Origin of the sequence: Helicobacter sp. MIT 11-5569 (assembly GCF_000765695.2) — a bacterium.
In the GTDB taxonomy this organism is placed as follows: domain Bacteria; phylum Campylobacterota; class Campylobacteria; order Campylobacterales; family Helicobacteraceae; genus Helicobacter_D.
In genome coordinates, this window is the sequence record NZ_JRPB02000012.1 from 16,552 (window position 1) to 38,366 (window position 21,815).

Consider the following 21,815-nt stretch of genomic DNA (forward strand, 5'->3'; position numbering starts at 1 on the left):
TGCTAAAATATCCTTGCAAAAAACAAAACTACAAGGATACAAATGCGAAAAACAAAAAAGCAACTTGAAGACGAAAAGCGTTATGGTGGTCGGAATTTATTTGACTTTATAGAATTAGAATTTACAGGAGAACAAAATGAGCAACAGAATAGAGAATTATCCAAATATGGAGAGATTGAAAATGGCTTTAAACGAAGTGGCATTTCATCAGATACATCAACTTTGGATAGACAAGAAGATTCCACAATACAGCCTGATCATATTAGAGAGATGGGCGGAAATTTATCCCAACACAATCAAAGCTCTAGGAATGTCAGAACTAACAACACTAGCACTTCCACAAGCGGAAATAGAACTAGAAATTTTAGAGAGCAAGGAAGCGGAGCAGCAGAGAATGCAGGGAATCACGGATATGGAGATACTAGCAGAAGCGCAAATCAATCTCAATCATTTCATAGCAGTAAAACCACAAATTTATTCTCCTTTGTTTCAAGAGATGATGAATCAAGACAAGAAACAGACGCAAGAGGAAACAATCAACAATCAATATTGGGGACTACAACAAGAAATGATGGACTTGAAAGAAGAAGTTTCAAATCTGAAAAATTAGATTTTATAAGTGATGATGAAGTCTATCTTGGTTCTTTAAAAGATAGATTTCAAAAAAATATTCAGGCTGTTAAACTCTTAAAAACTATAGAAAAAGAAAATCGCTATGCCACCAAAGAAGAGCAAGAAATTCTTAATAGATTTTCAGGGTGGGGCGGAATCCCACAAGCTTTTGATCATTACAATAAAGAGTGGGAACAGGAATTTAAAGAACTCATTACCTTACTTGACTACACAGAATATGAAAATGCAAAAACTTCAACTTTAGACGCTTTCTACACTCCAAAAATCATTATTGATACCATTTATCAAGGTCTTAATCAGCTGGGTTTTAATAATGACAATCACGCAAAAGAAATTTTTGAACCAAGCGCAGGAATAGGCTCATTTCTATCCTACGCTAAAAATTACAGCGATAAATATCATTTTACCTGTATTGAGCTTGATACTATAAGCTCAAATATCTTGAAAAATTTGCACCCAAATCAAACTATCTACAATAAAGCTTTTCAACATCATCTATTTCATAAGCCTTATGACGCTTTTATCGGAAATCCTCCTTTTGGACAAAAAAAGATTTTAGATCCAAGCGATACTACTCTAAACAAAACGAGTGTGCATAACTATTTTATTGGAAACTCCATTAAAAATTTAAAAGATGGTGGTATTGCTGCCTTTGTTGTATCAAGCTATTTTTTGGATTCTAAGAATAATTTAATTAGAGAATATATAGCAAAACAAGCAACATTCTTAGGAGCAGTGAGGTTGCCAAATAACGCTTTTAAAAAACGAGCTAATACCGAAGTTACAACAGATATTATCTTTTTTAAAAAAGGTAAAGATTTAAGCGTAGATAAGGCGTGGCTAGAAAGCGTAAAATATTACGATAATCACTTTGAAGAAGCTGAAAAAAGAGGTATAGAACCTGTTATTTTAAGCGACTTTCATATTAATGAGTATTTTAAAAATCATCCTCAAAACATTCTAGGGAAAATGGATATTAAAAGCTCTCAATATGGATACGATTTGGAATGCTTAAATGATGGTAGAGATTTAAAAGTCGCATTAGAAAACTTTATCCAAACTTTACCTAAGGATATTTATCAATACCAAGAAACTAAAATCAAATTTTCTTATTACAAGGTTGATAAAGAATCTCCTGAATATCAAAAATATAACGAAGTTATTGACAAGCTAAAAGATGGCAATTACTTTGAATATGATAATGAAGTTTATATGAAAGTTTGGAGCGATGATAATGAAATAACATTTTCAAAGCCTGTTTTAAACGAACACGATAAAAGGAGAATTAAAAAGCTCATCGCGATTAGAGATCAATTTAATACTCTTATCCAATATGAAAAAAATGAGCTTAATGATAGTCTAGTAGAAGCCCAAAGAAAGCTTTTAAATAATCTTTATGATGAGTTTGTTGCTAAAGAGGGTTTTTTAAATAGAGACGCCAATAAAAAAGCTTTCAGAGAAGATGTAGAAGCAAATAAAATTTTGTCTTTAGAGAAAAATTATAATGCTGGTATTTCAAAAAATGTTGCGTTAAAAGAGGGTGTTAATCCATTAGAGCCTAGTGCAACAAAAGCGGATATTTTTTTCAAACGAACCATAAATGCACAAAAAGAAATTAAAATCTCCACTCCTCAAGAAGCACTTATCGCTAGTATTAATGAGCATGGGAGAATTGATTTACAATTCTTACAATCTCATTTGGAGCTTCCATTAACAGAAACGCTTAATGTGTTGCAACAAGAAAAATTGATTTTTAGAAATCATAAAAATCCTACTGATTTTGTATTGGCTGAAAAATATCTTTCTGGAAATGTTAAAGCAAAATACAAGGAAGTAAAAAAAATAGTGGAAGGCGGCTACAATGAATTTGTTAATAATTTAGAGAGTTTGGAGCAGGTTTTACCCAAAGATTTAAAAGCTGTTGATATTGCAATAAGCCTGGGAACTACTTGGATACCCATTAAATATTACAAAGAATTTATAGAGGAAACCTTGCAAATTGATTCTAATAATTACGATTTATTCTTGATAGAAAAAACTGGTGAATGGAATCTTAAAGGCAATGGATACATTTTAAGCCCTTATATCCGCTCACAATATGCCACTGAAAGAATAGGCTGTTTTGATTTATTTGAGCACGGCTTATTAAGAAAGCCTATCCGCATTTATGATAAAAAACAAGATGAGACAGGCAGAGAATATAGGGAGTTAAATCCAAAAGAAACAGCCATTGCTAATTCTAAATTAGAGAATTTAAAAAATGAGTTTATAGAGTGGATTTACAAAGACTATGATAGGCGCACAGATTTAGAGAATATCTACAACGAAAGATTTAATACCAACATAGAGCCACAATACAAAGGGGATAATCTAAACCTTCCAAACTTCAATGCCAATATCGCGCTCAAAAAACACCAAAAAAATGCAATATACAGAGCAATTCAAGAAAATAGCATTATTTTTGATCATCAAGTGGGTGCTGGAAAAACCTTAGTAGCAATTTGCTCGGTCATGGAGCAAAAAAGAATGGGTCTTTTAAACAAACCTTTAATTGTTGTTCCAAATCACTTGGCAAGACAATGGAATGATGAGTTTTATCACGCCTATGCAAATGCTAATATTTTAGTCGCCAACAATGATGATTTAAAAAAAGACAATAGAGAAAAATTTTTTTCAAAAATTGCTACGAATAACTATGATGCTATTATTATGACACATTCACAATTTAAATTAATACCTGCTCCTTATGAAACAATAAAAAAACAATATGAGGAGGATATTAGTATTTTAGAGGAAACATTAAACAAAAAGCAAGATGATGAAAATGTTATGCGATATTCTGTTAAAGACTTGGAAAAACGCATTGAAAATTTTAAAGTAAAGTTGGAAGATTTACAAACAGCGCATAGAAAATCTAAAGCGATAGATTTTTCAGAGTTAGGAATTGATGCTTTAATTATTGATGAAGCTCACGAGTTTAAAAATTTACTCATTACAACTTCAATGGGTGATATAAGTGGTCTTGGCAATTTAAAAGGCTCACAAAAAGCCTATGATCTTTATTGCAAAACAAAATATATCCATGAGCAAAACAAAAAACTTTATTTTCTGACAGGAACTCCTATAAGTAATTCTATTACAGAGCTTTACACATTGCAAAGATACATTCAACCAGATGTATTGGAAGAAAAAAGAATACAAAGCTTTGACGCTTGGGCTTCAACTTTTGGAGAAGTTACAAACGCGTGGGAACTTGATAGCTCTGGAATTAATTACAAAATAGTCGCAAGATTTAATAAATTTAAAAATGTTCCTGAACTTTCCACCATGTATAAGAGTGTTGCAGATATTGTAACAAATGCTGATATTATGAAATTTCAAAAAAATTTTGTGCCAAAGCTATATAATGACAAACCTATTAATGTAATCGCTCCACGAAGTGAAGCCATAGCAGAATTTATAGGCATTCAAGATGAAAATGGAATGTGGAATAAAGGCTCTATTGTTTGGAGAATGGAACATCAACAAGAAGATATTTCAAGAAATAATTTACTTGCTTGCACCACAGACGCTAGAAAAGCTGGTCTTGATTTTAGATTGATTAATCCCTATTATGATGATTATGCAAATTCTAAAATCAATAAACTTGTTGAGAATGTCTATAATGAGTATAATGCTTGGAATAATGACAAAGGCACACAATTAATCTTTTGTGATTTATCAACACCAAAGCAACACTCACAAAAAGTTATTTTGGATAATAGCGAAATAACACCAAAATCAAAGCAGGACAAAGAAGAAGAGTTTATCAACATCAATGAAGCCATAGAACAGACAGAGGAAGAAAGCAATAAAAGTTTAGATGAGCTTTTAGCAGAACAATCAAAATTTGATGTTTATACCGATATTTTAAAAAAGCTTGTTTCTATGGGTATTCCTCAAAATGAAATTCGTTTTATCCATGATTCAAAAACAGATTTACAAAAAGCACAACTTTTTGCAGATATGAACTTGGGGAAAGCTAGAATTCTTATTGGCTCAACTCAAAAAATGGGTGCTGGAACAAATGTGCAAAAAAGAATTGTAGCCTTACACCATTTAGATTGTCCATGGCGTCCTAGTGATTTAGAACAAAGAAGCGGTAGAGTTATCAGACAAGGCAATGAACTCTTTATGAGAGATCCACAAAATTTTAGAGTAAAAGAGTTTAGATATGCTACTGAAAGAACCTATGATGCTAGGATGTGGCAAGTCATTGAAAGTAAAGCTCGTTCCATAGAACAATTTAGAAAAGCTGGGTCTAGCGTAAGAACCTTAGAGGATATTACAAGTGGTGCAGCTGATGCCGCAGAAATGAAGGCAGAAGCCACAGGAAATCCGCTTATTTTATTGCAGGTGCAATTAAACAGCGATTTAAGACAAGAGGAAATGCTTTATAGTGGCTATAAGAGACAAATCCACAATAATGAAGAGAGTCTTAGAAACAATATCTCTAAGGTTGATTATTTAAAAAATAATGTATTGATATATAAGACTTTAAAAGGTATCGTGGAGTTAAATAATAATGAAAATTTTCAAGGAAAATATTACGAAATTCAAAGCGATGAGAATATTGCTAAGGATTTTATTGTTTTCAAAGATGATAATAGCGATAGCAATAAAAGAAAACAAAAGGAAATAGAATTAATTTTTGATAAGAATATTGAGGCTATTTCTAAAGACTATCAAAAAGAATATAAAATTCTTGAGTATAAAGGCTTGTTAATCAGTGGAGAGAAAACATCGCTAGATACACTTAGCTTTTATATTTCAACTTTGGATGGCAAAATATTTGTAGAACCTGAAAATCTAGTATATAAGCAAGATAGTCAGTTTTTGTCTTTAGCAAATGAAGTGAGCTTTAGGGGATTTATGACAAAAGTTAATAATTTCTATAATAATTTAGAAAAATTCATATCCTCAAAAGATTTACAAATTCAAAAATTGAAAGCAGAAATTACAGAATTAAAAAGCGTTACAGGAGAGAATACTCCCGCTTATAAGAGAAAAGAGTATTTGGAAGCCCTAAGAGAAGATAATCGCGCTGTAATGAGCGAAATAGAAAAAATGAGTAAGCAAAAAGATTATAAAAGCAGTTTTACTCCAAAGTCTGCTGGTATTTTAGAAAGTCTAAATAAGAGCAATGAAATTGCAAAGGAAAACGATTTGCAACTAAATTAATTTTTGCAATTAGCGTATTGAGGAGTCTTTTAATAATATTTAAATGGATAACTCATTGTGCTTTCAAATTAATATATTGATAATCAACAGAGCTAATACAATTAAAAGAGAAAATATTAATTTATTTTTTGAGCGAATGTCATTATCGGCTTTGATTGAATTATCTCTATAGTATTTTATAAGTTTATCATTTGTTTCTTTTTCATATTGCATTTTTTTTAATTGGCATAACACATTAGCAAAAGAAAGCTCTTGAATATAATCAAACTCTTTCCTTAGTTTTAAATTGCTAATTTCATCTATACTAAAATATGTGTTATTATCATTAAATATAAAACCTAAATCTTTATATAATGTGTCTCTTCTTTTGTGGTTATCTTCATCTTCTTCATCTACGAAACTCAATTTTCCAACAAGCCTACCTGTTGGAACATAGTTTAAAGCAATTTCTAACATTTTATTAATTACAAATGTTCCTATGCCAAGAGATCTATAATCAGGATGAATCATTATGGAAGAATGGAAGTTCCACCGCTCATTATACTCATATTTCAACTTCCAAGAATTTCTCATTTTGCTAGTGTTTGGAATAATATTTTCTCCATTTTTTAAATATTGATAATCTATAATTGCCCATATTTCAACAGAATAAAATTCTTTGTTGTTTCCAATTGCCTCTACCTCAAAACCTAATTTAAAGCATACTTCTTTATCTCCTTTTTTGGAGACATAAAATTTGCTAGTATAAAGCTCTTCTTTCAACTTTTACTCCTTAGTGGCTTCATTCATTTCTATTAATCCTAATATCTGTCCGTCGCAAGTTATTATTGGATCGTCCTCTGTTTCCTTGCTGTAACTGATTGAGTGCATTGATGCGCAAAAGCATTTGAGTTCGTTTTGCGTCATAAACCATAGGCTCTTTGGACAATACTCGCAAAGAGTTTCCTTTGTTGGCAACAGCTCCTCTTTTAACTGATTTATTACCGAGCTCTTGTAAGACTCTCTGTCTATATTGTTTTGTATAATCTCTCTCACGATTAACTCCTTTATCTTGTATAATTCTATATCTTTGTTTATCTATCTTTTTGGGAATTTGTTTTAATTCTTTCTCTCTACCAATAACAGAAACATCCCAAATAGGTTTTTTTAGAATTTTAGCAGCTTCTCTCCACTCTCCTTTAATTTTCACTTTTCTTTTTATCTCATATTCCTCTTGTCCTACTATTTTAAATCTTGCATATTCCCCCCTTAAAACTTTATTTTCTTTTACAGCCCTTTCTAAATCTTGTCCCCAAATTGTAGCAATTCCCTTTTTGGTTTTATAGCTCACATAATAACTTTTCTTTGCATTTTTATCGGCACTAAATTGATAATTAGCATTTCCAAAATCTAAGACTTGGTAGTAGTGCATTTTTATTTTTGGAGTTTGATGGGTTGGATTTTCTTTACTTGTTTTAATGAATAATTCTTGATTCTTTTCTGCTTCTCTTTGTCTTTTATTTGTAGCTGTTGCTTCAACACCTAATTCATTTAATGCTTTAGCAAATTCTATTCTTAGATTTGCTAAATCTGCTTTTCTTAGATTAATTCTTTTGCCATTTTGATTTGCAATTTTTAAACAGATATGACAATGTGGATTATCTGTATCACCATGAAAAGCAGCTACAAAAAAATTATCAGGATACATTCTTTTTAAAGCAGTCATTGCCGCTTGTTGTAATTTTTCTTTTGGAGCAGCAGAATGTTCCTTCATAGAAAAAACCATATTAATAGTATGCTTTTTCTCTTTTGCTCCATCTTTATAAGATGGAATAGGAACACCTTCATTTCTAAAAAATCTTTTTACATCTAAGATCTCATCTTCTCCTACATATCTATCAAAATCATTAGAAATTAATTCAACATTTCCATTGCGAGAAATATAATTTATATGTCTTGAAAGTGCTTGAAAATTTTTAGAACCTGAAGTAACTTTAACAACGACTTCAGTATTTTTTCTAAACATATTTTTACTAGAAAGCTTACCTGTCTTTGAATTTTTAATATAATTATTTCTATTTTTATTTATATAATTTAATGGAAGCTTTGAAGCACTTTCTATTTTGGTAAAAACTTTTTTTGCAATTATCTCATCATCAAATATTCTAAGGCGAGACATTTAAACTCTTTGGTTATTAACCTCAATAATTTTGCCAAGAGTATCAGACAATATATCTATTTTATCTCTAACACTATCAATGGTATTTTTAAGATTATCTTCATTGATTTTAACTAAATTATTACTTCTAAGAACCTTTAATAATTGATAAATATTTTTACCTATGGAATTAATTTCTGTCCTAGTTTTCATAAATGCAATTAGCTCTGCATTTGCAAAAAATTTGTTTTTATTTAAAGAATTTATCAGTCTAAATTTTGCTTCTTTGGATACACTTCTAAAACCATTATATGAGGCAGTTTCTTTTAATAGATTAAATTCATCATCACTTAATCTTATTCTTATTTCTCTAAAATTTTCATTCTTATTTTGGTGTATATTATCAAGTAATTTAAAATTATTATTTACATAAATATCCTTATTTTCTTGATAATCTCTAATGATATAATTGATAATCTTGTTGATTGATGACTTGGTTTCCAACTTAATTTTATTTAAAAAATCAAGATTATCTGTTTCAATTGTTAGCAAGTATTTTTTCATAAAAATATCCTTATTTTAATAATCAAAATGAGCCTCGCAGAGTTTATTCGGCAAAATAAGATGAAAAGTTTTATATAACTTTTCGGCGTTTTTGCCTATCCTGCATTTCATAGATTATTTGAATTTTGAGAATTTTACAATATCAAGCTTTATAAGATATTAAGTTTATTTTGTAATAATGCAATTTATATAATTTTTAAAGGGATTAATTATGCTTCAAGAAAGTAAAATGATAGAAGAGTTAAAGCGTGAGTATGATGAGAAATTAAAGAAATTACGCCAAAAAGAAAAGGAAAAGAAAGAGCGTATATATAAAAAACTTTCTGTAGCATTACTCAAAGATTTTGAAGAATGTGATAATTTTATAAACGAGTTTAATCTGCTTATAGAAAAATTGGACTGCAAAAATACTAAAGACGCTATGGCTACAATAAATAGTTTATGCTCTTTTAATAAAAATACAGATAGAATAGATGACGCAAAAAACAACAAAACAAGAAATACTCTGGAGAATAAAAATGGAACAGAATTACAAAATCAAAGTGACTGATGTAAGCAAATTGAATGAGCATTATAAAGAAGCAATACAAGAAGGAACTTATGAGGGAGAAGATGTTAATAAATTCTTTAATACCATAAAGACATTTGACATCGCCGAAAGTTTATTAAAAAAAGATTTTTCAAATCAATTTATTAATTTTGAAATCATTACAGATAAAGAAAAAATTCCGTTGAATATAAGACTTGGAGATAAAAATTTTCAAAAAGGAATTGATCATCTCATTAATATTGGAAGCTCTCAAATAAATAAAGAGAGTATAAATCCTAACACAAAAGAAAATCTTAACAATCAAGTTGGTAGCTACAAACCAACAACTTATGATCAAATGTTAGATGGCACTTTTAAAGCTTTAAAAGATTTATCTGAAATAGTCAATAAAGATATTGCTGCAATGGTATTAACATTTTCTAAGTCTTTTTCAGAAGCTAGAAAAGACTATAATAAAGAAAATCAACTTTCAACAAAAGAACCATCATTTTTTAAGCAAAAAATGAGTGAATTTTTCAAAAAAAAACTAAATAAAAAGCAATTTGATAAAGAAATAACAGCAGATAAAACTCGCTCTTTAAATAGATAAAAGGATAAATTATGCCGCAAAAAAGAATTTATCTTTATGTTCCATTTAAAGACAAAGAAAAAGCAAGATTGCTAGGAGCAATGTGGGACGATAAAGAAAAAAAATGGTTTGCTCCAAAAACTTTAGATAAAAATATTTTTTCGCAATGGTTGTATCCGCAACAAAAAAAAGAATTTTCATTTGATGAGCAAGAAATACTTTCTGCTTTTAAAAATGCTTTGGAGAAACAAGGATTAATTATTGATGGCTCACCCATTATGGATGGAAAGATTCATAGAGTAAAAACCACTACTGATAGAGGCAGAGAAACAAGCGGGGCTTATAGCGGTTTCTTGGATGAATATCCCGCAGGTTTTATCCAAAATTTCAAAACAGGCATTAAAGAAAATTGGAAAATGCCTTCAGAATTAAAGCAAACTATTACTAACTATCAAGCTCCTCATCAAAAAAAAGTTGTAGCTTCCACAAAAAATAATAAACAAGAAATTTTGGAGCTACAAGAAAAAACCGCTCTTAAAATTGAAGAAGAATATCAAAATGCAAATTGGGCAAAATCCAATCACCCTTATTTGCTTAAAAAAGGTTTTAATGAAAATTTTTATCTAAAGCAAGATTCCAAAGGATCTTTACTGATTCCTTTAAAAGATGAGAACAACAAAATATGGTCTGTCCAAAGAATCTTTCCCAATGGAGATAAAATTATCGGAATCATAAGAACCAAAGAAGAAAAAGAACAGGGCATAGAATATTCTGCGCGAAAGTCTGGTTGTTTTCATATCATAGGAGCTAAAAGTTTAGAGTATTGCAAAGAATTTATTATAGCAGAAGGCTTTGCTACTACAGCCACAATTTATAAAGCACTCAACAAACCTGTAATTATGGGTGTAGATGCTGGAAACCTACCAAAAATTGTTGAAGTTCTGAAAGCCAAATTTCAAAACACTCCTATCACTTTAATAGCAGATAATGACAAAAAAAGAGAATTGCAAGGGCTTTCTAATGTTGGAGTAGAAACTGCAAAGGAAATCCAAAAAAAATTCCCTGATATTAAAATCATCATCCCGCAAATCACCAATAAAGAGGCAGAACAAGGAATGAGTGATTTTAATGATATTTATTTAAATAAAGGTCTTGATGAAGTGAAAAAACAGCTAAGCATACCTGATTTTCACAAAAAACTTGACACCTTTAAATCCGCTCACATTGCGCACAAAGAGCAAGACATTACAAGGTAATTTTTGTATATATTAATAAACAATAATATATAATAGTTACTTTAAATTAACAAAAAGGTAGAAAAATGAAAAGAGCGGTTAAATTAGGTTTATTAGGTGCAATTGTTGCTGGTGTATTTTCTGCTTGTTCAAGTGAGCCAAAGTCTGTGGAGTATTATTCTGACCCAAAAAATGCTAAGGAGTTGGAAGCAAAAGTTGCAGAATGTAAGAAAAAGTTTCCAGAGGGGAGCGAAAAGCTTGAAAAGGAACAACTAAAATATTTAAATGGAAATCCTAGCAATGAATATGCAGATTGTGAAAATGCTTACAGCGCAAATTTTATGAATTCTGTAACAGATTTTGGAAATATTACAGATGAAGATATTGCAAAACATTTTAAAAGAAACAACAATCAAAAATCACAATAAATACTGCTATACATTAGTAACTATTATATATTAATAGTTACTCTTAGTAATTAATAATAACTAATGTTATACAGAAATTCAAAAACATCGCGCGGCTCTAAAAATATAAAATCAACTTTCAAAGTCTAAATGCTGATGATTCTTTAAAATCTCTTTATACTTCCTTATCCCTTTTAAACAATCAAACAGACCTACAAGCATTATCACAAAGAGAACAATCAATATAAAATAATCTTGAAAAAAACTCCAAACATCTTCATAGGCGAAGAATTTAAAAGCTAAAATTAAACCAATCACAGAACCCGCAATAACTATCACCATCAAATCAAAATACAATTGATTCAAAATCTTAAATTTACTAAAGTTTAATATGCTCTTTCTTTCCACCACAGATTCCCCTCAAATTGTTAATCTCTACAATAATTATACACTTTTTTAAACATTAAATTTATGTTTCTCTTTATTCACTGCACAGAAATTTCCACCTAATAAATTTTAGCTCTTTTATTTCTTATAAAACTTTCTTTTTGGTGCTGTTCAAAATCGCAGTTTAGTAATTTGCGATTTTATGTAAAAGGTCAAAAATTTTAATTTTTGATTTACCTATTAGTATTTGGGTTTTTAATTAAATTTATATTTAATAAATTTAATATATTTAGGAACTATTCTATTTAAGTCAATCAGGCTTTGGAAGTGCCTTTTTATCGTGGGTGGCTTCCGAAAAAATGTCAAAAACTATTCTATTTAAGTCAAAAACTATTCTATTTAAGTCAATTTTTCAGTAAGCTTTGTGGCTCTTGGAGTGATTTTTGCTGACATACATATAATAAACTATTCTATTTAAGTCAATTTTATTTTTTATAAGCTTTTCAAAAGCTAATATTGACATACATATAATAATTTCACTATAATTTCCAGCGTTATTTATCTGACTATTCTATTTAAGTCAATTTTGGAGTGGAGAATATATGCCTAAACGCAATACCATTGATACAATTACGCTCGGTCTTTTTAGTGATGATAGTGTATCTATCATTTGTGAGGATACAATTAAATTAGAAATGGGTTCTGTGGCAGTATTAAGCGGTAATAGTGAGGTAGGTAAATCTCTTTTGGCTTTAAAAGTGTGCGCAAATGCAATCAATGATGGTTTAAAGCCTTTCTTTTGGAGTATAGAAGATAAGAATCAAGCGATTTTAGAACGCATTAAAAATATAGAAAGCTTTTATCCCTTTAAAAGCTTAGAATTTGAGTTTTCAAATGAGCTTCCAAAGATTGATAAAAATTCTATCGGTAGCTTTAAAGAAGAGCTTAATGAATTGGCGGATTGTGATTTAATCGTGCTTGATACTTTTAGCGCATTTTTCTCTACGCTAGGTTTTAAAGATCAAAACAATCAAAATGATGTGCAAAACTTTTTTAATATCTTAATAGACATAGCCAAAGCAAACAATCAAGCAATTTTGTTACTGCACCATTTAGATAAAAAGGGCGAGAGCTTAATGGGTAGCTCTGTGATTATTAATGCGCCTAGAATCGTTTATAAACTCTCATTCCAAAAGGGTGAGGATAAAAGCTCTACAACCTATCGCTTACTTGAAGTTTTAAAGGATAATAACAATATTAATGCGGGAGAATACCAAAAGACTATCAAGGTATTGCATAACCCTAGCATTGATGAGCCACTCATTAAAGATATAAAAGTAGGCAATATTGATTCTCACACTTTGGAGATTATCAATAAAAAAGATATATCCGCTGTAAGCGTTAATGATTTAGCAGAGGGCTATGTAACAATGAATGAGAATAGAGGGGTCTTTTATCTTAGTTCTCGCAAACTTACAGATTCTAATTTTTATAAAAATTTCAAAGAAAATGACAATAAAATAGAATTTAAAATGGTTGGTGCTAATGGCTCATCTTATGCAATTAGTCTTAAAAATTCTTTGCTTACACAAACACATAGGAATATCCTAGACGCTTTATTCTTGTATATCAAGAAAAATGTAGATACTAATGTCATCAAGAAATACCAAGATAATTTTTGGGATATGGAAGTAAGATTAGAACCCTATAAATTTTTAAAACAATACCTTAACAAAAATCCTAGCAATTACTCGTGGCTAAAGCAAAAATTTATTGAAATTTCTCGCTTTGCCTATGATTTAGCTTTTACACAAAATGTTGAAAGTGGTGATAAGCAAACAATCACGCAAAGAGATAAAGGGATTTTAATGTTTGATTCTGTTGAGCGTATCACAAAAGAAAATGGAGTGATTGTTTCTGTGTTCGTGCTAACAGTTCGCAGAGAATACATTAAAAAACTTGAAACAGAATCTACGCTTTCATACGATGATGACTTATCGCAAATTCTTATAGATTTAAATTCTTTAGTGGCGCAAGATTTAATTAGATTTTTGACAAGCTTCCCTGATAAAAAGATTCTTAGTTATAGTGAGTTTTGTGAGATTAAAGCTTATAGGCTCTACAAAGAAAGCTCTATTATTTCAAAACAAAAGAAAGAGATTATCAAGCTAAAAGATAAGCTCATAGAATTTGGAATCAATATCTATGGCAAAGGTGTAGAATTTGCCGAGTATGATGATAAATTCTTTTATGATAAATACAAAAATAAAAATGATTTATTTTTCATCTATCAAAGCAATAACAGAGTGAAAAGATTTATCAAGCGCAATGATCCTATGAACCAACTCAACACCAAAAACAACAAATTTCTTACGCAGAAATCATTGTTTGATTAAGAGAGAAAAATAAACATGCAAGAATTGACAAATAATCAAATTATGGAACAGGCTTTGGAAAAATCTGCTGAATTATGTGTGCTAATTGCAGCGTTAGACTTAAATAAAAAATCTAATGATTATGATTTTCGTGAGCTACTAAAATCAGCAGTAACCATATCGGTTGGATTGGATAGCTTAATAAAAGGGAAGTGAGTTTTAGCAGATTCTTTTGATGTCAAAAGCATATCTAAACCAATATTAAAGGCAAGTATCTTAAAATATATGATTTACTTAATTTTGAAGTAAAAATGAACGATTAATTTTAACAGATTTATTTTATATTATTCTTAATAATAAAATTAATCTCATTTTAATTTGCGTTTTTTAATAAACCACAATAAGCCATTATAGCTCTTACCACTATCAGCATAAAGTAGTTTCCAGATGCTGCAGATAGATAAATTTTTTGCTAATAATTCCTTTATCTTGTCCTTATCTTTATCGTAAATACTATTTAATGTGCCATTAGGACGCCCTAAAATTTTGCCACTAGCCCTCGCTTTTTCTAATCCTGCTTTTGTTCTTTTGCTTATTAAGTCTCTTTCATTTTCAGCAAAATAAGCATAAATTGACAATATCAATTTAGAATCGGGATTATTAAAATTGCTAAGTCTCATTTGCCTTAAAAATAAAAATTTTATATCGTTAGCATTGAGCTCAAGCACTAGATTGATAATTTCTAACATATCTCTACCAAGCCTTGAAAGCTCTGTTGCAATTAATAAATCACCAGATTTTAGTTTTTGCTTTAAATCTTTAATTTTTCTTTTCTCTTGAGATTTTGTAGAGCTTTCTTTAACTTCTAAAATTTCATCTAATTTGATATTGTTCTTGTGGCAATATTCCATAATTTCTAATTTTTGTGAATCTAATTCTTGTTTGTCTGTAGATACTCTAATGTAAGCGATAGTCATCGTTCTAAATCTTTAAATTTTTGATTTTTTGTGGATTGTTCTTTAAATTCTTGAAATTTAGCTTTGAATTTATTACTTTGATTCAATTCAACTTCTTTTATTTTGGCTTTAGAGTGCATATTTTGTATAGTTTCTTTCAAGCTATATTGCTCACCTATTTCTGTCACATCAAATTCTTTTACACACTCGGAAATCCAAGCCAATTCCTTAGAAAGTTTTCTAACCATTTTTAAAATTCGTCTATCACTCATAGGTTCTTTTGAAACATAGCCTGAATATTGTCTATGTTCAAAACCATTTTCAAGCATAAATCTTTTAATTTGGTTATAAGGCTCTCTAGTATCTAAAAAAGATTTTTTCAATTCATCTGTATATAAATCAAAGTTAATAGCCTTGCGTGTTAAGCTCATTACCAAACACCCATTTCATCACCAATTAACTCCTCGTTGCCTTCCTTTTCACTAATCCAAATCCATTCCTTAATATTTTTGGTGAACCAAGCAATTTCCATAAGATTACCATAAACAAAATTTCCCAAACGAGCTAAATCATTTTTATCTCCCATACAATGATAAGTATATTTATCTTTTTTGATAAGCTTACAATCTTGTGCTATTTCATCAATTGCTTTATACATATCTTCTAAATTATATTTACCCTCTCTCAAAATTTTCTCTTCATCCAAGACGATTTTTGTGCCTAAAAGTGGATATGCCATTATTGACTCCTTTTTTGCGTTAATTGTAATAAAAAATATCTGATTCTAAAATAAAACCATAAGTCAAATATTAATCTAATTATATAACAAAATTTAACTCATTAATTTAACTAATATATTAACAAAAATTAATCATTCATTTTTATTAAGGAGAAACAATAAATGAAAACAAGGTTATGGTCGTTATTTTTAATGAGTCCAATGCTTCTTTTTGGTGCTGGTGGTATTGATAAAGTCAATACTTTTATGGAAAATCTAAGCACAGCTTTATACGCAGTTGGTGCGATTATCCTCACAATTGCTTTTATGTGGGCAGGTTTTAAAATAATGTTTCAAGGGCAAACACTTAGAGAGGTTGCTCCTGTATTTATCGGTGGTGTTTTGGTTGGTTCAGCATCAGCAATTGCTGGATATATCATCGCATAATCTTACATTGCAACGAGGTTAATAATGCAAAACAATCCGCTTTTTAAAGGCTTAACGCGTCCCCCAATGATTTTTGGAGTTCCTATGACACCGCTCTTTGTTGTAATGTGTGGAATCTTTCTGCTTGCATTTTACAGCCAAAATATTTTTCTGCTTGCATTTGCAATCCCCACATTTTTCATCATGAAAGCAATGACAAAAAGGGATGATTTTATATTTCGTTTAATGTTTTTAAAAATGCGATTTTTTTCCAACCCTGCTTCTAAGAATTACTATAAGGCTAAAACTTATAGCGCAAATTCTTATAGAGAAATGCCTAAAAATTCAGATTTTCCAAAAATCTCTGTTTTTGGGCTTAAAGCAGAACCTAGTTTTGAAAAACTTATTCCCTTTTCGTCTTTAATTAGTGATTCTGTGGTGATTACAAAAAATTATTTTTTAATCTCAACTTGGGAGATTAAAGGTATTAACTTTGAGGCAGAAGAAGACGATGAGCTAGATACAAAAAATGATCTTTTGAATATGTTATTTAAATCTTTTGCAAATGAGCCTGTGAGCTTTTATTTTCATAATTGTAGATATTCCATTGAAGATAGGCTCACTTCAAAATTTAACAATGCTTTTTTAGAGGAGATTGATAGAAAGTATTATGAATCCTTCAAGCAAGGGACATTAAGAAAAAATGCTTTGTATCTCACTTTAATTTTTGATCCTCTAAAGGTCAAAATAGAAAAAACAGCTTTTATGAAAAGCTCTTTTGAGAGTAAAAGAAAGATGATTAGCCTATTTCTAATGAAATTTGGAGAATTTACAGATAGACTAGAAGCAAACCTTAAAGATTTTAGTCCAAAAAGATTAAAAACCTATTCAAAAGATAATAAAACATATTCTCATCAATTAGAGTTTTACAACTATCTAATCGGTGGTAAATTTAATCCTATAAGAGTATTGTCAGCTCCAATAGATCAATATCTAAATGGCAATTTACAAAACATACAATTTGGACACGAAACCATCCAATTTAACAGCAATCATGGTGAAAAAAGATTTGCGCGTTGTATTGAAATTAAAGACTATACTAGCGAAACTTTCGCTGGAATCTTAGATGTTTTAATGTATTTAGATATTGAATATATCATCACGCAAAGCTTTTCACCAATTCCTAGAATAGACGCTAAATCTGCAATTTCTAAACAGAAAAAACAACTCATTGCAACTGAAGATGATGGATTTTCCCAAGTGGCAGAAATTGATGACGCATTAGATCAACTCACAAATGGAGAGATTTCCTTTGGCAAATATCATTTTTCAATTCTTGTTTATGGTGATTCTTTAAAAGAATGCAAAGATAACGCAAATGAAGTTATTACAAGAATGAATGAGCTAGGATTTGGTGTAACTTTAGCAACAATAGCACTTCCTGCTACTTTCTTTTCACAATTGCCAACAAACTTCGCCATACGCCCACGCATTAATCTAATCTCTAGCCTTAATTACTCTTCTTTAATTGCTTTACACAATTTTGCAATGGGTAAAAGAAATAAAAACTGCTGGGGAGATGCAGTTACGATTTTAAAAACACCAAACAAACAACCTTATTATTTCAATTTTCACCAAAGCTCGGGGGCAAGTAAAAATGACTTTGGCGACTTCTTTTTAGCAAATACTTTAATTTTGGGGCAAAGCGGTGGCGGTAAAACGGTCTTTATGAATTTTATTGTTAATCAAATGATGAAATATGCGAATAAAGATACTTTCCCCGATGATGTTCCTGAAAAAAATAGAAAATTTACAGCGGTTTATTTAGATAAAGACAAAGGAGCTTTAGGCAATATTCTTTGTGCTGGTGGTAGATATATTAGCATTGAAAATGGTAAGCCAACAGGATTTAATCCTTTCATGGTTGAAACCACACAAGAAAACATAAGACAACTACAATCTTTAATCAAGCTTTTAGTTACTAGAAATAATGAAATTCTAACAACTAGAGAAGAAGAAATGCTCAATAATGCAGTAAATTCCATTATGAAAGGCTTTGATAAAGAGGAGAGAAAATTCCCTATTTCATTATTGCTAGAAAACCTAACAGAAAATGTTGATGATGATAATTCTCTTAAATCAAGACTAGCACTTTTTAAAAGAGGTAAGCAATTTGGCTGGGTATTTGATAATGAATTTGATAATTTAGATTTTCCTGATGATATTAATCTTTTTGGGATTGATGGGACTGAATTTTTAGATGATAAAGATGTATCGGGGATTCTAAGTTATTACATTCTTTGGCGTGTAATGAGCTTAACTGATGGTAGAAGGCTTTGTATTGATATTGATGAGGCTTGGAAGTGGCTAGAAAATGAAATTGTGCAAGAAGAAGTCAAAAACAAATTTAAAACCATTAGAAAGCAAAATGGCTTTTTAAGACTTGCTTCACAAAGCTTAGAAGACTTTTTAAAACTCAAAAATGCAAAAACACTCATTGAGCAATCTGCGACAATGGTTTTTCTACCAAATCCAAAAGCTAAAGATGAGGAATATGTTGATGGTGTTGGTTTAAGTTATGACGAATATATGATTATTAAAGGATTTGATCCTGCAAAAAGACAATTCTTAGTCAAAAGACAAGATGAAAAAGCCATCTGCACTTTAGATTTAAGCTCTTTAGGAAATGAGAATCTAAAAATCTTATCCACTGGAACAACTTATATAGACACCATAGAAAAAATCTTCGCGCAAGAGGATAAAAGCCTTGATGAAAAAGTCGCAGAGCTTAAAGAATTTTATAGGAATGAGTAACCAATGAGCGATAAAGAATTAGAAAACAAAATATTAGAACTTGAATCATACATTAACGAAGCAAAAAAGAGCATTGAGAAATGCGAAAAAACAATCAAATATCTAAAAGATATTGTTTGGGATAGACAATCCAAAAAAGAAAGCTCCAAAATGCACAAAGTGCTAGAGAATACCAAACCCTACACAATGGTCAAAAGCAATGTAGGCGACATTAAAGTTGATAAAGAATTTATGGAAAAAGAAACCAAGAAGCATTTAAACAATCCAAATTTAAGAGGTATGGTAACCACAGAAGAAATGCTTAGCTTCCCTAAAGTAGCTAAGAATGTAGATGCTGAAATTGATAAAAGAATAAATAATTACACTTGGAGAGTAAAAGCTAATGATGAGAGTATTTTAAGATATGGGAGCAGAGAATATGAAATAGAAAGAAAAAATATTAATAGACTTCTAACTAATCATTCAGAAACAGAATATGGAGAAAGGCAGGGTAGGGGCGAACAGGGTCAGCTTCGCCGAGAGTTTAACGACCGTGATTTTCTCCGTCCTGCTACTAACATTATACCGCAAGAAAATAAAAACAAAATTGATTTTCAAGCAAAACTAAAAGAATTTAGCAGCAAAAAGAGCAATGCTCCTGTGCAGATTCAAACTTTAACAATGGGGTTTAAAAAATGAGCAACACAAATATTATTAATATCAATAATCAAAAGGTTGTGTTTGAAAATAAAGATGATCAAATTTTCTGCACAAGCTTAGATATAGCAAGGGTATTTAGTAAGCAGCATAAGGACATTTTGGAAACAATTAGGAATAAAACTAGAAATGAAGAAACTAAAAATTTTAACGAGCGGAATTTTCGGCTCGTTGAATATAAAGACGCCAAAGGGGAAATGAGACCTACATATCAGCTTACCAAAGATGGCTTTTCATTTATAGCTATGGGGCTTACAGGCAAAAAAGCAGATTTATTTAAAATCGCTTTTATTAATGCCTTTAATAAAATGGAGAAGCTCTTGCAAAAAGAAACTCCAAGCCATAATAAATATTTAATGGATTTAATGAATCTTATTAATCCAAACTTACCCAAAAACGACTACAAGGTTAGTGTGGTTATTACTAAAAATCCTTACTCCAAAGAATCCAAAAATGTTTTTTCTTTGGATTATCTTGTAGATAACCGCACACCAAAAGATCCAACCTCAAATCAAAAGGAGTTTAACAATGAATAATGTCAATTTAATCGGCTATTTAGGCAAGGATTTTGAAATAGGCAATACAAGCAGTGGAAAGCTTTATGCAAAAAATTCTCTTGCCATTACTAAAAGGTGGAAAAATGAAAAAGGGAATGATGAGAGTAGCACAACTTGGATTCCTATTGTGTTGTTTGGAAAGAGTGCAGAAAATGCTTCTATGTATATCAAAAAAGGTTCTCAATTTGCGTGCAGTGGAGAATTATCCTCTAGTAAATATCTTGATGAAGCAGGAAACACTAGAACAATACTAAGCGTGATTGTTTCTAAATTCTATTGGCTAGGCAAAAAGGATAGTAAAGATACACCACAAATCACACAAGAACCACCAAAAGAACCGAGTGTTGAATACGAACACCCAACAATGAATATAGAATCTGAAGAAATTCCATTTTAGGAGATATTTATGAGAAGTTTTAAATTTTTAACCACAAGGAAAATCCATCATACCCCAACGAGTGGGGCAAAGCTAATAAGCCTTGACTACAATTATACAAAGGAGTATAATTGCAACTATGATGAATTTAGCGGTATTCATCTTAGCTCCTTTAGGGGCTTAGATTTTGACCACAAGGGTGCGAACCTTGTGGCAAACACCCCACGCAATTATACCAAAAAACTCACAGCCTCGCTTCTTAGCCTATTCCTATTTTCTAACATTGCATTTGGTGCTGGCGGAATTCCTGTTGTGGATGTTGCTGCAAATCAACAAATGGCAACACAAAATGCTAAACAAATCGCAGAGTGGGTTAAAGAAGCTTCAAGGTGGGCAGAAACCGTATCGCACTATCAAAAACAAATCCAAGCTTACAAAGATGAATTACTTTCAAAAACAGGCATAAGAGATTCTGTTGCTTTTATGAAAGATATTAAACAAATTTATTCTGATTTTTCTGAAGCTGGGAAAAATATACAATCTTTTTATAACGATGTTTTAAGAAATCCAGAGCAATTTTTAAGCCAAAAAGGCAGTGAAATTTTTAACAAATACACGAGCTTTGATAGATGTAATTTTGATTATATGACACAATCAGAAAAAAACATTTGCAAAGTGGATTTAATCACTTATGCTGCGCAAGTAGAAACATATAATCAAGCTTCCATACAAATGGACACAATTAGCGAAACGCTTAAAAAACTGCAAGATAAATTAGCCAACACTAAAGACATTAAAGAAAGCGCGGATGTTGGCAATGCGATTCAGCTAGAAGTCGCAAAAATTCAAATGGTTAAAAATCAATTAGATTTAGCAAATTCAAGCTATCAAAACCAAAGAAATATACAACAAGATATTGCAATGCAAGAATATTCTAGGTCGTTCGACACTATTTTAAATTCAACAATTACAGATGAAGACATTGCAAAACATTTTAAAAGAAATAAATAGATGGATTTAAAATTATTTCAAACCTTAGGCAATAGCATCCAACAAATCGTTGATGCAATCAGACAAGTAGGCACGAGCGACAAAATGGCTGAGCTTAGCGTTTTATTCTCCATTATTATCACGCTTGTAATTATGTATAAGGGTTTTGAAGTCTTAGCAGGTAGAAGCCAAAGCCCTATTAGAGA

The 21,815-nt window shown here is 30.4% G+C and carries 20 protein-coding genes and 1 pseudogene; 14 read left to right on the top strand and 7 right to left on the bottom strand.

From position 1 onward, the window contains the following. The first annotated feature begins 42 nt into the window (after positions 1-42). Entirely contained in the window at positions 43-5,853 is a 5,811-nt protein-coding gene (locus LS70_RS08690) for an SNF2-related protein (protein ID WP_034290847.1), read from the top strand. A gap of 63 nt (positions 5,854-5,916) precedes the next feature. Here the strand turns inward: LS70_RS08690 and LS70_RS08695 are convergent, their stop codons facing one another. The 3 genes from LS70_RS08695 to LS70_RS08705 are packed head-to-tail and all read right to left on the bottom strand — an operon-like array spanning position 5,917 to position 8,554. Then, complete coding sequence (locus tag LS70_RS08695; protein ID WP_026944554.1) at positions 5,917-6,615, bottom strand: GNAT family N-acetyltransferase; 699 nt, start codon at positions 6,613-6,615, stop codon at positions 5,917-5,919. A gap of 19 nt (positions 6,616-6,634) precedes the next feature. Continuing rightward, on the bottom strand, positions 6,635-8,011 hold the full coding sequence (gene mobP1 / locus LS70_RS08700; protein ID WP_034290844.1) for a MobP1 family relaxase: 1,377 nt from the start codon (positions 8,009-8,011) through the stop codon (positions 6,635-6,637). After that, positions 8,012-8,554 carry a hypothetical protein gene (locus tag LS70_RS08705; protein ID WP_026944552.1) on the bottom strand — a complete coding sequence of 181 codons (543 nt, stop codon included), beginning with the start codon at positions 8,552-8,554 and terminating at the stop codon, positions 8,012-8,014. It abuts the gene before it with no gap. A gap of 211 nt (positions 8,555-8,765) precedes the next feature. Between LS70_RS08705 and LS70_RS08710 the strand changes: the two genes are divergently transcribed. From LS70_RS08710 to LS70_RS08725, 4 genes are all read left to right on the top strand, one after another. After that, positions 8,766-9,104 carry a hypothetical protein gene (locus LS70_RS08710; RefSeq protein WP_236096467.1) on the top strand — a complete coding sequence of 113 codons (339 nt, stop codon included), beginning with the start codon at positions 8,766-8,768 and terminating at the stop codon, positions 9,102-9,104. Beyond that, a complete protein-coding gene (locus tag LS70_RS08715; protein WP_026944551.1) occupies positions 9,073-9,693 on the top strand; it encodes a hypothetical protein in 621 nt (206 codons plus the stop codon). The genes LS70_RS08710 and LS70_RS08715 overlap by 32 nt, the downstream gene beginning before the upstream one ends. 11 nt (positions 9,694-9,704) lie before the next feature. Then, positions 9,705-10,928: a DUF5710 domain-containing protein gene (locus LS70_RS08720; protein ID WP_026944550.1), complete on the top strand. Its 1,224-nt coding sequence runs from the start codon at positions 9,705-9,707 to the stop codon at positions 10,926-10,928. Between the two features lie 65 nt (positions 10,929-10,993). Further along, the gene (locus LS70_RS08725; protein WP_026944549.1) at positions 10,994-11,335 is read left to right on the top strand and encodes an EexN family lipoprotein; all 342 of its coding nucleotides are present in this window, start codon (positions 10,994-10,996) and stop codon (positions 11,333-11,335) included. A 111-nt stretch (positions 11,336-11,446) separates the two neighbouring features. Here LS70_RS08725 and LS70_RS08730 read toward each other — a convergent pair whose 3' ends face one another. Beyond that, a complete protein-coding gene (locus LS70_RS08730) occupies positions 11,447-11,725 on the bottom strand; it encodes a hypothetical protein (protein ID WP_026944548.1) in 279 nt (92 codons plus the stop codon). A gap of 578 nt (positions 11,726-12,303) precedes the next feature. Here LS70_RS08730 and LS70_RS08735 point away from each other — a divergent pair. Then, positions 12,304-14,097, top strand: coding sequence for an AAA family ATPase (locus LS70_RS08735; protein WP_026944547.1), 1,794 nt, complete (start codon positions 12,304-12,306; stop codon positions 14,095-14,097). A gap of 15 nt (positions 14,098-14,112) precedes the next feature. Then, entirely contained in the window at positions 14,113-14,292 is a 180-nt protein-coding gene (locus LS70_RS09970; protein WP_026944546.1) for a hypothetical protein, read from the top strand. A gap of 152 nt (positions 14,293-14,444) precedes the next feature. Here the strand turns inward: LS70_RS09970 and LS70_RS08740 are convergent, their stop codons facing one another. The 3 genes from LS70_RS08740 to LS70_RS08750 are packed head-to-tail and all read right to left on the bottom strand — an operon-like array spanning position 14,445 to position 15,771. Then, complete coding sequence (locus LS70_RS08740; RefSeq protein WP_034290840.1) at positions 14,445-15,053, bottom strand: recombinase family protein; 609 nt, start codon at positions 15,051-15,053, stop codon at positions 14,445-14,447. After that, positions 15,050-15,463, bottom strand: coding sequence for a VapD family protein (gene vapD, locus LS70_RS08745; protein WP_026944544.1), 414 nt, complete (start codon positions 15,461-15,463; stop codon positions 15,050-15,052). The genes LS70_RS08740 and vapD overlap by 4 nt, the downstream gene beginning before the upstream one ends. Continuing rightward, complete coding sequence (locus LS70_RS08750; protein ID WP_026944543.1) at positions 15,463-15,771, bottom strand: hypothetical protein; 309 nt, start codon at positions 15,769-15,771, stop codon at positions 15,463-15,465. The genes vapD and LS70_RS08750 overlap by 1 nt, the downstream gene beginning before the upstream one ends. Positions 15,772-15,933: 162 nt before the next feature. On the opposite strand from LS70_RS08750, the gene LS70_RS08755 reads away from it, so the two are divergent. The 7 genes and pseudogenes from LS70_RS08755 to LS70_RS08785 form a co-directional block, all read left to right on the top strand. Next, positions 15,934-16,197, top strand: a complete 264-nt coding sequence (locus LS70_RS08755) for a TrbC/VirB2 family protein (RefSeq protein ID WP_026944542.1) — start codon at positions 15,934-15,936, stop codon at positions 16,195-16,197. A 24-nt stretch (positions 16,198-16,221) separates the two neighbouring features. Next, positions 16,222-18,990, top strand: a complete 2,769-nt coding sequence (locus tag LS70_RS08760; RefSeq protein ID WP_026944541.1) for a VirB4 family type IV secretion/conjugal transfer ATPase — start codon at positions 16,222-16,224, stop codon at positions 18,988-18,990. Positions 18,991-18,993: 3 nt separating this feature from the next. Then, positions 18,994-19,668 (top strand): hypothetical protein, encoded by a 675-nt coding sequence (locus LS70_RS08765; RefSeq protein ID WP_034290837.1) that lies wholly within the window; start codon positions 18,994-18,996, stop codon positions 19,666-19,668. After that, positions 19,665-20,222 (top strand): Rha family transcriptional regulator, encoded by a 558-nt coding sequence (locus tag LS70_RS08770; protein WP_026944576.1) that lies wholly within the window; start codon positions 19,665-19,667, stop codon positions 20,220-20,222. Before LS70_RS08765 ends, LS70_RS08770 begins: the two co-directional genes overlap by 4 nt. Beyond that, positions 20,215-20,640: a single-stranded DNA-binding protein gene (locus LS70_RS08775; RefSeq protein WP_026944575.1), complete on the top strand. Its 426-nt coding sequence runs from the start codon at positions 20,215-20,217 to the stop codon at positions 20,638-20,640. Before LS70_RS08770 ends, LS70_RS08775 begins: the two co-directional genes overlap by 8 nt. A gap of 9 nt (positions 20,641-20,649) precedes the next feature. Further along, positions 20,650-21,630: a type IV secretion system protein gene (locus LS70_RS08780; protein WP_026944574.1), complete on the top strand. Its 981-nt coding sequence runs from the start codon at positions 20,650-20,652 to the stop codon at positions 21,628-21,630. Further along, positions 21,631-21,815: pseudogene (locus tag LS70_RS08785) on the top strand (type IV secretion system protein); the annotation flags it as partial.

Coding starts and splice junctions, on each gene's coding strand:
- LS70_RS09970 (WP_026944546.1), top strand. CDS start 14,113: ATGCAAGAATTGACAAATAATCAAATTATGGAACAGGCTTTGGAAAAA.
- vapD (WP_026944544.1), bottom strand. CDS start 15,463: ATGAGCTTAACACGCAAGGCTATTAACTTTGATTTATATACAGATGAA.
- LS70_RS08710 (WP_236096467.1), top strand. CDS start 8,766: ATGCTTCAAGAAAGTAAAATGATAGAAGAGTTAAAGCGTGAGTATGAT.
- LS70_RS08690 (WP_034290847.1), top strand. CDS start 43: ATGCGAAAAACAAAAAAGCAACTTGAAGACGAAAAGCGTTATGGTGGT.
- mobP1 (WP_034290844.1), bottom strand. CDS start 8,011: ATGTCTCGCCTTAGAATATTTGATGATGAGATAATTGCAAAAAAAGTT.
- LS70_RS08735 (WP_026944547.1), top strand. CDS start 12,304: ATGCCTAAACGCAATACCATTGATACAATTACGCTCGGTCTTTTTAGT.
- LS70_RS08705 (WP_026944552.1), bottom strand. CDS start 8,554: ATGAAAAAATACTTGCTAACAATTGAAACAGATAATCTTGATTTTTTA.
- LS70_RS08780 (WP_026944574.1), top strand. CDS start 20,650: ATGAGAAGTTTTAAATTTTTAACCACAAGGAAAATCCATCATACCCCA.
- LS70_RS08760 (WP_026944541.1), top strand. CDS start 16,222: ATGCAAAACAATCCGCTTTTTAAAGGCTTAACGCGTCCCCCAATGATT.
- LS70_RS08725 (WP_026944549.1), top strand. CDS start 10,994: ATGAAAAGAGCGGTTAAATTAGGTTTATTAGGTGCAATTGTTGCTGGT.
- LS70_RS08770 (WP_026944576.1), top strand. CDS start 19,665: ATGAGCAACACAAATATTATTAATATCAATAATCAAAAGGTTGTGTTT.
- LS70_RS08720 (WP_026944550.1), top strand. CDS start 9,705: ATGCCGCAAAAAAGAATTTATCTTTATGTTCCATTTAAAGACAAAGAA.
- LS70_RS08750 (WP_026944543.1), bottom strand. CDS start 15,771: ATGGCATATCCACTTTTAGGCACAAAAATCGTCTTGGATGAAGAGAAA.
- LS70_RS08775 (WP_026944575.1), top strand. CDS start 20,215: ATGAATAATGTCAATTTAATCGGCTATTTAGGCAAGGATTTTGAAATA.
- LS70_RS08765 (WP_034290837.1), top strand. CDS start 18,994: ATGAGCGATAAAGAATTAGAAAACAAAATATTAGAACTTGAATCATAC.
- LS70_RS08715 (WP_026944551.1), top strand. CDS start 9,073: ATGGAACAGAATTACAAAATCAAAGTGACTGATGTAAGCAAATTGAAT.
- LS70_RS08755 (WP_026944542.1), top strand. CDS start 15,934: ATGAAAACAAGGTTATGGTCGTTATTTTTAATGAGTCCAATGCTTCTT.
- LS70_RS08740 (WP_034290840.1), bottom strand. CDS start 15,053: ATGACTATCGCTTACATTAGAGTATCTACAGACAAACAAGAATTAGAT.